Origin of the sequence: Helicobacter monodelphidis, assembly GCF_003288845.1 — a bacterium.
In the GTDB taxonomy this organism is placed as follows: Bacteria; Campylobacterota; Campylobacteria; order Campylobacterales; family Helicobacteraceae; genus NHYN01.
Genome location: NZ_NHYN01000001.1, coordinates 59360 through 72369 on the forward strand (window position 1 = coordinate 59360; position 13010 = coordinate 72369).

11 protein-coding genes are annotated in these 13010 nt (G+C 37.7%); 8 read left to right on the forward strand and 3 right to left on the reverse strand.

The window, feature by feature from the left end; translation table 11 throughout:
- Positions 1 to 11: 11 nt before the first annotated feature.
- The 3 genes from aspS to CCZ01_RS00310 form a co-directional block, all read right to left on the reverse strand.
- Entirely contained in the window at positions 12 to 1763 is a 1752-nt protein-coding gene (gene aspS, locus CCZ01_RS00300; RefSeq protein WP_112051235.1) for an aspartate--tRNA ligase, read from the reverse strand.
- A 107-nt stretch (positions 1764 to 1870) separates the two neighbouring features.
- The gene (locus CCZ01_RS00305) at positions 1871 to 3211 is read right to left on the reverse strand and encodes a major outer membrane protein (protein ID WP_112051236.1); all 1341 of its coding nucleotides are present in this window, start codon (positions 3209 to 3211) and stop codon (positions 1871 to 1873) included.
- Between the two features lie 170 nt (positions 3212 to 3381).
- A complete protein-coding gene (locus tag CCZ01_RS00310; protein WP_112051237.1) occupies positions 3382 to 4677 on the reverse strand; it encodes a major outer membrane protein in 1296 nt (431 codons plus the stop codon).
- A gap of 277 nt (positions 4678 to 4954) precedes the next feature.
- On the opposite strand from CCZ01_RS00310, the gene CCZ01_RS00315 reads away from it, so the two are divergent.
- The 8 genes from CCZ01_RS00315 to CCZ01_RS00350 all read left to right on the forward strand — a co-directional run bounded on the left by CCZ01_RS00315 (position 4955) and on the right by CCZ01_RS00350 (position 13006).
- The gene (locus CCZ01_RS00315; protein WP_112051238.1) at positions 4955 to 5230 is read left to right on the forward strand and encodes a NifU family protein; all 276 of its coding nucleotides are present in this window, start codon (positions 4955 to 4957) and stop codon (positions 5228 to 5230) included.
- Positions 5215 to 5817 carry a hypothetical protein gene (locus CCZ01_RS00320; RefSeq protein ID WP_112051239.1) on the forward strand — a complete coding sequence of 201 codons (603 nt, stop codon included), beginning with the start codon at positions 5215 to 5217 and terminating at the stop codon, positions 5815 to 5817. The genes CCZ01_RS00315 and CCZ01_RS00320 overlap by 16 nt, the downstream gene beginning before the upstream one ends.
- Positions 5814 to 7109, forward strand: a complete 1296-nt coding sequence (locus CCZ01_RS00325; protein WP_112051240.1) for a UDP-N-acetylmuramoyl-L-alanyl-D-glutamate--2,6-diaminopimelate ligase — start codon at positions 5814 to 5816, stop codon at positions 7107 to 7109. The genes CCZ01_RS00320 and CCZ01_RS00325 overlap by 4 nt, the downstream gene beginning before the upstream one ends.
- Positions 7110 to 7171: 62 nt before the next feature.
- Positions 7172 to 8341, forward strand: a complete 1170-nt coding sequence (locus CCZ01_RS00330) for a hydrogenase small subunit (protein WP_112051241.1) — start codon at positions 7172 to 7174, stop codon at positions 8339 to 8341.
- Between the two features lies 1 nt (position 8342).
- Positions 8343 to 10091 carry a nickel-dependent hydrogenase large subunit gene (locus tag CCZ01_RS00335; protein ID WP_112051242.1) on the forward strand — a complete coding sequence of 583 codons (1749 nt, stop codon included), beginning with the start codon at positions 8343 to 8345 and terminating at the stop codon, positions 10089 to 10091.
- Complete coding sequence (gene cybH / locus CCZ01_RS00340) at positions 10092 to 10769, forward strand: Ni/Fe-hydrogenase, b-type cytochrome subunit (RefSeq protein ID WP_112051243.1); 678 nt, start codon at positions 10092 to 10094, stop codon at positions 10767 to 10769. It begins immediately after the preceding gene.
- Between the two features lie 13 nt (positions 10770 to 10782).
- Positions 10783 to 11322, forward strand: coding sequence for a HyaD/HybD family hydrogenase maturation endopeptidase (locus CCZ01_RS00345; RefSeq protein WP_112051244.1), 540 nt, complete (start codon positions 10783 to 10785; stop codon positions 11320 to 11322).
- A 1-nt stretch (position 11323) separates the two neighbouring features.
- Positions 11324 to 13006, forward strand: coding sequence for a hypothetical protein (locus CCZ01_RS00350; RefSeq protein WP_112051245.1), 1683 nt, complete (start codon positions 11324 to 11326; stop codon positions 13004 to 13006).
- Positions 13007 to 13010 lie beyond the last annotated feature (4 nt).

Genomic DNA, 13010 nt, shown 5'->3' on the forward strand with positions numbered 1-13010 from the left:
TTGTGTTCCTTTTAATTAAGATTTTTTTCATTTACACGCAAATGCAACTCTTTCAGTAATGTATTTTCCACTTTACTAGGTGCATCCGTAAGAGGACATATCCCCTTTTGTGTTTTTGGAAAGGCGATGACATCACGAATACTTTTTGATTGTGTAAGTAACATAACAAGCCTATCAAAACCAATTGCAAAACCTCCATGCGGTGGTGCACCATATTGCAATGCTTCAAGCAAGAATCCAAAACGTTCCTGTGCTTGTTCTTGTGAGATTCCAAGAATTTTAAATACTTTAGATTGAATCTCATCTTTGTGAATACGAATACTTCCTCCACCTAGCTCTACTCCATTTAACACAACATCATAAGCAATAGAGCAAATGTCTTCAAGATTCTCAGCATCAATATTTTTTGGCATAGTGAAAGGGTGATGAGAGGCACTTAAAGAGCCATCATCAGCGTATTCAAACATAGGAAAATCTACAACCCATAAAAAGCAGAGATCTTGAGGGTTGAATAATCGCATATCTTCCGCAATCTTTAAACGTAAACGACCCATATAATCCCAAACAACTTTTTTGTCTCCAGCACCAAAGAATATTAAGTCACCATCCTTTGGGGATAAGACAGATTCAAGTTGCTTGTAAGATTGTTCGGTAAGAAATTTACGCAAAGGGCCTTTAACCTCACCCTCCTTATATTGTAAGTAGGCAAGTCCCTTTGCACCAAATTTGCACACAAAATTTTCTAATTCACTCAGTGTTTTACGTGTATAAAAAGAATCCCCACCTTCCACTTTTAATGCCTTAATGCGACTTTTTGTGTCTTTAGCTATGGAGGAGAACACTTCATTGCTAGAATCTAAAAAACATTCTTTCACTTCGTACAGAGGCATTGCAAATCGTAAATCAGGCTTGTCAGAACCATATTTTTCCATTGCTTCTTGGTATGATATTTGTGGAAAATGCACGGGTATTTGGTGTCCACATGCAATAAAGATTTCTCCTAAAAGTTTCTCACAAACTTTTATAACATCTTCTTGTGTGCAAAAACTCATCTCCACATCAATTTGTGTGAATTCAGGTTGTCTATCTGCACGCAAATCTTCATCTCGAAAGCATTTCGCGATTTGAAAGTAGCGATCAAAACCAGACATCATCAAAAGTTGCTTAAAGAGTTGGGGGGATTGGGGAAGTGCATAGAATTCCCCCGAATGTATGCGACTTGGTACAAGATAATCCCTTGCCCCTTCGGGGGTTTGTTTAGTGAGAATAGGTGTTTCAACTTCTAAGAATCCCATCTTATCTAAAGCATTTCTTGTTGCAATAGCCACTTTACTGCGTAAAGCAAAAGTTTCATAAGCTTTTTTATTTCTTAAATCTAAATAACGATATTTAAGACGCAATTCCTCACTTACACTGTCATCACCCACAGCAATTGGCGGTGTCAAGCTACGATTCTCAATAGTTAATTCTTCTAATAATACTTCAATTTTACCTGTCTTGAGTTTTGGGTTTTCAAGCCCTTCCCCCCTTAACCTCACGCGTCCCTTAGCGATAAGCACGAATTCATCTCGGACATTCTTTGCAATTTCTGCATTGTTTCCCTTCTCGTTTGGGTCTGCTACAAGCTGAATGATACCACTTTTATCGCGTAAATCAATAAAAACAACTCCACCATGGTCGCGGTAGCTGTTTACCCATCCACACAACATAACCTCTAAACCAATATCAGAAACTCCTAATTCCGCACATAAATGTGTCCTCAATTTATCTCCTTAATTGTTACATTATCGGTCATTTTATCATAAAAATAATTTAAGAACAATACCCCCCACAAAAATGGAGGGCATTATTCTATAATATTGCAAGAATCTTAGAATTTGTAGAGAGTCTCAAAGCGGAAGCGATTGCGTTTTTCTGTTCCTTTAATAGGAGTTGCAACTCCAGTTGTTGCATCAAGCCTTGTTGTATCAATGTCTGTTGAGAGCATAGAATAGTATGTTTGGAATGAAAGCTTTTTATCGAAAGCATAGTTAATCAAAGGAACAATTTCTGTAAAATCTCTTTTACTTGAAGTTACGCCATTGAGGCTATACTCTGAAGAGCCTTGAACATAAGTTAAATGAATACCTAAACCTGTTTCTGCAATATTCTTTGCTCCGACACTTGCATAGAGAACGCCAAGTTTATCTTCACCGCCTTCCATGATAGGTGTGCTGTTGACTCCAGTTAATCGGCGACCGATACCAATACTGGATGCTGTTCCAGCATTTTGCCACCAGGTTTGTCCCATTGTCACAGAGTTGATCATCTTTCCTTGATCATCCACCAAAGCAGAGTATCCGGGTGCAGTGTTCATCAAGTAACCAACATCTAAACCGATAGGGCTTGTTGCACCAAGGTAGAAATCACCACCAACATTTAACTTGAGAAGATCATTATCTTTCTCTTGTCCTGCAAAGAGGCTACCTAAAGTTGATCTTGCATAAGTTGCAGATGCTCTAGCTCCAGCCACACCAAACTTTTGATCATAAGCTACTTCACCATAAAGAACCATATCCGCAACATCTTTAATATTGAAGTACCATAATTGTGCAGTTAACATATCCGGAATATTATAAATTGCAGCTAGAACATAAATGGATTTTGTAACAGACTGATCGCTACTGTAGCCCGTAATATTACTAAGAGACCAAGTATCGTATGCACCAAGTGCAACAGTTAACCCTGCTACATCTTGATTTAAAGCAAGGATACCTGTCCCTCTGTCAAAATCTCCGGCATCTGTGACAGGGGTATTAAGAATTTGTTTTCCTAGCATAATTGTTGTTTTTGTATATTGATGTGGAGCAACTGTCGCATAGAATGTACTAACCCCAAAATCTCCGTCTTCACCTGCACCCAAACCTGTACCATAAACACCGGTATTTGTTGTTGCACCTTCATTAATATAGAGCGCTCCTAAATTAAATGATACGCTGTTGATGGGTGCAGTTTGAATCTCTGCAAATGCACGATATTGATGGGTTGTGTTGTTTGTGTGAGTACCATTAACCCCTAGATGATCACTGTAATCATCGCTATTCGCTCTATAACGTAAATAGCCGTTTACAGTTGTTCCTTTAATCGCCTCTTCAATGGTTTGGGCACTGCTTACGCCACTAAACAACCCAAGCATTGTAACAGCCGCTAGCGATACTTTAATCATTCTCATTGTAAACTCCTTAAAAATAAATGGTCGAAGACTTGCTTCAGGGAGTATTATACTTTAGTTATTGATAGAATGCAATAAAAATCATAGATTTTGGGTAAATTATTTTAGAAAATTGTGTAAAATTTGCAGTTCCCCCATAAGTTAGGGTGTTCTTGTGGGGGAAATTATGTTTAGAATTTGTAGATAGCTTGAAAACGTACCCGATTTTCTGTTGCATCTGCATAATCGGTAGCAACTACATCTTGGTCTAAAGATGCAGAAAGCATAGCATAATAGAGTAATAGATTTAGCTGTGCATTATACTGGTAAGAGATGGTCGGAGTAATCTCTTGAAATTTAATGGTTGAATGCAAGGTTTTATCTTCATTCTTACCATTTACATAGTCAAGTGCAATAACTAAAGCGTCATTCTCAAGGAATGTTAGGCTTGCAGAACCATAAAAGACATTCAATTTTTTCTGCGTTGTTGGAAGTGTACCCAATGGGCTATAATTGACATCGGCAATACTATAATCGTTCCATATTTGCCCAGCCATTTGGAATGTCCCTTGATTATCTAATGCAACCTTATATCCGTCACTTCCAGAAGTAATGTAACCTACACGCAACCCAACAGGTTTGAATTTCACACCACCTTCAAGGGTAAGCAACGAATGGTCTTGAAAGATAGGGGCTGTAGGATCAATTGTATTAAATAGACTATCTTGAAGTTGGCTTTTTGCGTACTCTGCCTTCAAGTGGAAATAAGGATGAGTGTAAGAGAGGTTTAAATAAATATCATAATTCATCACTTCATTGATGTTCATTAGCCAAGCTCTTGCACCAAAGCCCTGTATATCTGCATCTGCACCAACTCCAATAAATGCCTTTGTAATACTTGCTCCACCAGCTGGGAGATTCGTAAGCCCCATCATTCCGTCATCAAGCGACCATGTATCAAGGGCAAAAGCATTAATCTTAACACCCTGTGCAGCAGTATTTGTGAGATAAATACCCGTTCCGCGATCATCTAGAGAGTCATTAATTGGTGTATCGAGACGCATTTTTCCTGCATTGATTCTTGTCTCGAAAGGCAAAAATAGTGAGGCATAGAATGTACTAACCCCAAAATCTCCGTCTTCACCTGCACCCAAACCTGTACCATAAAGCCCATTGTTTGTGGTTGTATTATTATTGTACATAATACCCAGATTCATTGCAACACCCTTGTAAGCAGGAGTAGCAAAATTTGCATTTGCACGAAAACTATGTGCAGCACCATTTCCAGCAGTATATGTCGATGCTGAACCGGTCATATTGTTGTTTTTAATGAAATTGAAATTTTCAAACCGTGTGTCTGTTAAACGATAACGCAGAAAGCCATCTACCTCGATGTTTTTAATTGCTTTCTCGATATCAGTTGCATATCCAAAACTTGAAGCAAGGCATACAGCCAAACAGCCTTTAAATGCATTTGTAAAAGTCATTGACTCACCCCTAATATTAAAAGTTGAACAATCATTCTATCCAATATTCCATAATATGTGGCTTAAGTTTAGCAAACAGAGCATAATTTTTGTTTTTACCATTTATTAGGGTTTAACATACCTTAAAAATGGTTGTTGCCTACTAAATAATTAAATTTTAATGCCGATTGTAGCAATGTTCTCTTGTAATGTAAGCTATTTAAAAGTAAAAATTGTTTAAAATGGATTAGTTTACGGATTTACGGAGAGTATGAAGTTTTTTAAGGAGAGTATTTTAATGTTGCCATTTAGTGATGAAGAGTTGCGACACCCTGTAGAGCATATCCTCGATAAAGTGAGGCCACAGTTGGCACTTGATGGGGGTGATGTTACCTTGATTGGTATTGCCTCAGGGAAGGTTTATGTTCGTCTTGATGGGGCATGTAAGGGTTGTTCAAGTAGTACGACTACTCTTAAATATGGTATTGAACGAGCATTAAAAATTGAATTACATCCAGACATTGAAATCGTCAATGTCCCACATGGTATGGAGCAACAATGGAGAAGTCTATAAGAATTCGTCAAAAACAATTGTTGAGTTCCCTTAAAAAACGTGCTGAAGCCGCTTTTTTGGAGGGGGATTATGAAGAATCAATGAGGCAGTATTCTCATGCAATGATTTTAAGAAAAGAAGATTTAGAGAGTAAAGTTGGGCTTTTGCTTGCAGACTTAGCAAGTGATTTTGAGACAGAAAGTAAGGCACTTTATAATTACTATCAACTCTTAAAACGCAATAGCCGTTTCGTGGCTGATAAAGTTTTACTTTCTTTAGTTGAAAGTTTTGATGGTAATGTAAGTGAAATGGCGGCGATGACACATTTGATTAATTCTTTGAATATTGATAGGAATGATGGCGTTTTGTATAGTGACTTTAAAAAACATGTTGAGTATCGTGGAAGCTTTAAAGAAGCATGCGAGGATATGATTTTTAGCACAAGGATTATCCTCACACATCGAGATGAATTTGTTGAATTTATTGAGAGTCTCGTTGATAATGGTTTTGTCCATATGGCTTTGTTGTACCTTGATGATATTAACATGAAGGTGCCTGTAGATTCAAGAATGGGAGAGATTTACAAGAAAATAATGGAAGTCTTATGAAGATACCGGTCAGTGCTCAGAAATTTCAATATATAAGTGATGATTCAAGGGAGATTGATTCAGATGGGGCATTTCTTCTTACGCATCATTCTTCCTCATTTTTAGAGGAGGCAAAAAAAAAGGGTTGTCAAGTTTTTTTAACACCTTTAGAGTTACAGCAGTATCTTGATGTGAATATGCCTATCATAGGAATCACTGGCACAAATGGTAAAACTACAACTGCTGCTGCCATTTACACTATTTTAATCGAATTAGGATTTCGTGTTGCTCTTTTAGGAACACGAGGTTTTTTTGTGAACCTTCAACAAATCAAAGAAAAATCGCTTACAACCCCTATGCTCTTGGAGCTTTATTCTCATATTGCATTTGCCAAAAAAGAAAAATGTAATTTTTTTGTAATGGAGGTCAGTTCTCATGCAATTGTTCAACAAAGGATTGATGGGCTAGAATTTGCTTTGAAAATTTTGACAAATATTACGAGCGATCATTTAGACTTTCATAAAAATTTAGAACATTATGTTGCTACTAAGAATGCATTTTTTAGTGATGATTCACCAAAGCTCATCAATAGTGATGAGCAAAAGGCTGTATACCAATCTATGCAGTCGCGTACCTATGGTATTGAAAGTAATGCGACTTACCGTGCCTGTGCATATTCGTTGAAAGATGGAATTTCAGCACAAATTCAGTATGGACATAAAAGTTATTCGCTATTCTCTGTTTTGCATGGGCGACATAATCTTTACAATCTATTAGCCGCTGTTTCGGCAGTTCACATCCTTACACAAAAACCACTGGAACAAATTTTGGAGACTTTCGAAGTGTTTGGTGGTGTATGTGGGCGTATGGAATGTGTGAGTCAAAAACCCCTTGTTATTGTAGATTTTGCACACACAGAAGATGGAATGAGACAAGTTTTTGAATCATTTTTGCACCAGAAGATAGTTGTTATTTTTGGTGCGGGTGGAGATAGAGATCCCAGTAAACGACCGAGAATGGGTGCAGTAGCTGAGCGTTACGCCACAAAAATATATCTAACAAGCGACAATCCTCGTAGTGAAGATCCACAAAAAATTATCCAAGATATTTTAAGCGGTATCCATAATATTTCAAAATGTAATATTGAACCTAACCGTCCGTTAGCAATTAAAAAGGCTCTTGAAAATCTTTGTGATGATGAAGTATTGTTGATTTTAGGAAAGGGTGATGAAGAATACCAATTGGTTGGTGAACAGAAAATTCCAATGAATGATGCTATTCTTGTGAAAAAATATTTATCTTCGCAGGGATAGTCAATTTTTTAAAGAAAAATATGTTAAAGTTAGGCATTTATTTCTTCTGCAAGGAGACATCAATGTTGTTATCACATGAAAAAGAACAGCGATTGCTAAAAGAAACGCGAAAGCGGTTAGATGAGTTAGAAAAGCTTCCGTCTTTACATAAAGATGCAAGTATTTCTCAAATGCTACAAAGTCGAGGAATTTCAAGAAGAGATTTTATGAAATGGGCGACAGCAATGACAGCGACCTTGGCTTTACCGGCTAGTTTTGTTCCATTGACGGCTAAGGCTGCTGAAATTGCTGATAGATTGCCGGTTGTATGGTTGCATATGGCTGAATGTACGGGTTGTAGCGAGAGTTTGTTGCGTTCTGATGGTCCTAGTATTGATAGTTTGATTTTCGATTATATTTCCCTTGAGTATCATGAGACGATTATGGCTGCTTCAGGTTGGCAGGCAGAGGAGAATTTAGAATCAGCTATCAAAAAACATCATGGGCAGTATATTTTGATGGTTGAGGGTGGCATTCCTTCTGGTAGTACAGAGCATTGCTTGACGATTGGTGCGTTAGGGCATACGGGTGCTGAAAATGCACGTAAGGCTGCTGAGGGTGCAAAAGCTATTTTTGCGATTGGGGCATGTAGTAGTTTTGGCGGAATCCAAGCGGCTAATCCTAATCCAACTGCCGCACAACCATTAAGCAAGATTATTACAAAATCTGTTATTAACGTGCCAGGATGTCCGCCGAGTGAGAAAAATATTGTTGGGAATGTCTTGCATTTTCTTCTTTTTGATGCTCTTCCACCTGTAGATGCGTTTAATCGTCCAATTTGGGCGTATGGACACAGAATTCATGATCTTTGTGAAAGACGAGGAAGGTTTGATGCGGGTGAGTTTGTTCAGCGTTTTGGCGATGAAGGGGCAGAGGAGGGGTATTGTCTCTATAAGGTTGGCTGTAAAGGACCTTATACATTTAATAACTGCTCTAAGTTGCGTTTTAATAGTCATACAAGTTGGCCTATTGCGGCAGGACATGGTTGTATTGGCTGTTCAGAACCGCAATTTTGGGATAAGATGGGACCCTTTGAAGAGCCTATGGCAAATCATTTATTTCAAACTGCTTTTGGGGGTGAAGGTGCGGATAAAACTTCAGATAAGATAGGTATTGCTATTTTGAGTGCAGCGGCTATAGGAATTGCAGCACACGCTGCTTTATCAGCGATTTTTAAAGATAAGGGGGAATAAAATGGCAAAGCATATCGTGGTTGATCCAATTACAAGAATCGAGGGACATTTACGCATTGAAGTGATAGTTGATGATAATAATATTGTCACAGATGCATTTTCAAGTTCGACATTATGGCGTGGTATTGAAACAATTGTTAAAAATCGTGACCCTAGGGATGTGGGCTTTATGACACAACGCATTTGTGGTGTTTGCACTTATTCACATTACAAGGCTGGAATTACAGCGGTTGAGAATGCTTTAGGGATTGAGATTCCTCCAAATGCCCAATATACAAGGGCATTAATGAATATTTCTCTAGTACTCCATGATCACCTTGTTCACTTCTATCACTTACATGGTTTAGATTGGTGTGATATTACTTCAGCACTTAAGGCAGACCCTGTTTTGGCGAGTAAAATTGCTTTTAACTATTCTTCAAGCCCAATTGCAACCGGTGCTGACGAGCTTACGGCAGTACAAAAAAGAGTGGCGGATTTTGCGGGTGGAAAAAGTGGTTTGGGACCTTTTGCAAATGCGTATTGGGGGCATAAGACTTATCGCTTTTCGCCCGAACAAAATTTAATTGTACTTTCACATTATTTGCGTGCATTAGAAGTGCAACGCGTGGCTGCTCAAATGATGGCTATTTTTGGTTCTAAGCAACCTCACCCTCAAAGTTTAACCGTTGGTGGCGTAACTTGCGTAAGGGATATTTTGGATCCAAGTCGTCTAGGTGATTGGAAAAGTAAATTTGATTATGTTTCAGATTTTATTAATCGTGCATATTATGCAGATGTTGTGATGGCGGCTGAAGTGTATAAAGATGAACCGAGCGTGATGGGTGGCGTGAATGTAAAGAATTTTATGTCCTATCAAGAGATTCCTATTAATGCTACAGAGTATCTTTATAGTACAGGTATTGTTTTTGCCGATGATTTAACTAAGGCACATCCGATTGATGAGGGTAAAATTACGGAGGAAGCAACGCATTCTTGGTATCGAGATAATGAGCCATTGCATCCTTATGATGGTAAAACTGAACCTAATTATACAGGCTTTAAGGATGGGGAAAGTATTGGTGCTGATGGGAATTTAGTTAAGACTAAAATGCTTGATAGAGAAGGTAAGTATTCTTGGATTAAGTCTCCACGTTATGATGGTCAGCCTGTTGAGGTGGGACCTCTTGCAACAATTATTGTCGGATTGGCTTCTGATAATCCACGTGTTAAAAAAGTTGCCACCCAATTCTTGGCAGATACAGGTTTACCTTTAGAGGCCTTGTTTACAACACTTGGGCGTACGGCAGGTAGACTTTTAGAATGTAAGCTTTCTGCAGACTATGGGCTTGAAGCGTTTAACTCTCTGCTAGAAACAATTAGGAGTGGGGATAAACGCACTTGTGCACCTTATGTGATTGATAAAAACAAGGAATATCAGGGGCGTTATATTGGCTCTGTTCCGCGTGGAATGTTAAGTCATTGGGTACGCATTAAGGATGGTGTTGTGCAAAACTATCAAGCTGTTGTCCCCTCTACTTGGAATGCTGGACCACGCGATGCAGCAGGCAATAAAGGACCTTATGAAGCTGCATTGATGGGGTTGAAAATTGAAAACTTATCCCAACCTTTAGAGATTATCCGTATTATCCATTCCTTTGACCCTTGCATTGCTTGTGCAGTTCATATGATGGATATAAAAGGGAATGAATTAGGGGAATATCGCATTGATCCTGTTACAATGGGTGGTTCTTGTTTAAAGGGGGCATAAATGAAAACAGAAACTTTTAAACGGCATGTGGAATTTAGTGTTGCGACGCGTATTTTACATTGGTTGCGTGCCTTGTGTATTTTCTTTTTGATTGCAACAGGTTTTTACTTGGGGTATCCTTTTATTATTCCAGTGCAAAATGCTGAACCAACTGGGTTTTTGTATGCATTAATAAGGAGTTGGCATCAGATTATTGGTTTTGCATTAATTGGCGTTACCTTGTTTAGAGTTTATATCTTCTTTTTTTCTAAGGGGGCTAAACAAGAAAGGCTTACTTTTGATGATGTATTGAAGCCGTCAGTATGGATTGCGATTATCAAAGCATACTTGTTGATTGGACATCATCCACATCAAAAGGGTGCTTATAACCCTATTCAGTTAGTAACCTATATTATGATTATGTTATTAATTTTTGTTATGTGTATTACAGGCTTAACATTGTATGCAAATGTTTATCATGAGGGTTTGGGTGGTTTTATTGGTGGAATTTTTAAGCCCGTTGAGGTGATGCTTGGGGGCTTATCTTCTGTGCGTTTGATTCACCATTATGCAACTTGGGTGTTTGTTATTTTTGTTCCCTTGCATATTTATTTGGCTACATGGAATGCTGTACGTTATCCTGGTGGTGGATTAGATACGATGGCAGGTGGTTATCGCTATGATAAAGATTCTCATTAATTAAAGTTTGCCTGTGAAGATTCTTGTTTTGGGTATTGGTAATATACTCTTTGGTGATGAGGGGGTAGGGGTGCATCTTGCCCACCTCTTTGCTAAGAATTATTGTTTTGAAGGAAAACATCAAGTTGATATAGTTGATGGTGGTACTCTTGCACAATTCTTAATTCCAACCATTACTTCTTATGAACGTGTCTTGATTTTTGATTGTGTAAATGTGGGTAATGAATCTCGTATAGGCGATGTTTATGCATTTGATTTTAATGACATTCCGCTTGCAATTACTTGGCAGGGTTCTGCCCATGAAGTTGAAATGCTCCAAACTTTGAAAATGACAGAAATTAATGGTGACCTTCCACCAGTTAAAATCATTGGCGTGATTCCAGAAGTCATTGGTAGTGAAACAAGCTTTGAGCTTTCTGACGCGGTTTGTCATGGAGCAGAGATGATGGAGGATCTTGCCGTGAAGGTTTTAGAAGAATGGGGAGTGCAGGTTAAAAAGATTGCTTGTTACCCTTTGAGGGAATTAGCACAGACTACTTTTAGGGGTTTTTGAAATGAAGCAGGTAAAATTAGCCTTTATTTTTTCTGCCCCTTTTCGTAATCCATATTTGGAATTCTTACTTTTTAAAGAGATTAAGAATCTTTCAATTCGTTTTTGTATGGAGTATTTACCAGCGGAAAAAGAGTTTATCTTGCGTGTTTTGGGAGGAGAAAATGAGGTAAAGATTCTAAGTGATGTACTGGCAACAACTTTTCCTTTATCTCTTTTTTTTGTTTTTAAGCAAATTCAGATTCTTGACGATGATGCTATTTTTGAACCTTATCAAACTTTAGATTTTCCACATTTTACTTTAGAGAAGCAACGTCTTCTACCGGCAATGAATATAGACATTAAAATGCATCTAAATGAACTTCAAGAGTTTCCATACAAAGGTAATGTTTACCTCGAAAATGTTCCGATTCTTTCTTCAGCTCGTCAACCTAATAAAGGTGTTGTGGCGGAAAGCTTTTATGCGTTAGCAAAGAAAGTTGCATTAGGCGAGGAAGTGTATATCCATACTTTATATGGTGCTAAGGTATTGAGTATTAATGAATCTGAAAAAGAATGGAGTATGCCTTGTGATATCGCAACTTTAGAGTTATTTTTTCGTGTTTGTTCCGCAGAAGTGAATGCTCTTGCTTCATGGGAGAAACCTTTAATGCGTATTCCTAGAAAAGGTTTAAAGCAACATCAAGAGCCTCAACCTCCTTCGCTAATATCTCCCATTTGCGTGAGTTTTGATGACGACATTGTTTGCCTGCCTTATGATGTAACTTTGTTGATTCTTGCCCATTTTCTCATTGAATTAAAAGTGGATATTGTTTATTTAAGTTCTGTGCAGAAAATGCCAATCGACGAAATGCTTTCGAAATATTCACATGCTTTTGTGTCTAATCAATTAATCTCTCTAGAACCTTTATGGATTGCAGTTTCACAAAAAGGGCATATTTTGAATTTGTCTAAACCCTGTATGTCGATGAGTTATCCGCATTATCTTTCGGAATTCTTGAAACAAAATCCAAATTTACCTTCATCATTGATGGTTGCACATATGGGGTATGAAGTTCCGACAATCGTTGCTGTTTGCAATGAACAACGATTACAGAAGATTCTTGAAATATATTTTCCACTTGAAAATTCTTTATGGTTGCAAGAGATTCAATGTGATTCTGTGGGGGCAAAACTTATTGCAAATTTTATTCAAAAATTTCCACATATTCAAACAATGCTTGCAGAAAATCGTCAACCAACTTATAGTGAAAATCTATTTGATGTATTAGGTGTGATTTACCAAGTTTTGTATGATCCATCAGCAAGTTTGTCTGAGGGAAAAAATAAAATGCTACAGTTTGCAACATATTTTTTGGGTGAGAAGGGACCACGTATTGATTATAAACTTTATGCAAAAAATGGTGGTGTGGCATTATCTTATCTGTTAATATTACGTTCTTGTATGAGTTTTGCTCTTGCTGGTGTAGATAAAGAAACCTTAGCTTTTGGTGTTGTAGAGAGTATGGCAGAATTTTATGGGAATTTATTGCGTGATATGGGAGAGAATTTTATGTTACAAGAAGTTATTTTGAGCGGTTCTATGCTTTCTTATCGCCCTTTTTTGAATGCATTAGTACGTTATATTCCTTCTTTAAAAATCCATATTTCTCCAGATTTTTCACTTGATCATATTAAAGTGTTTTAAGATG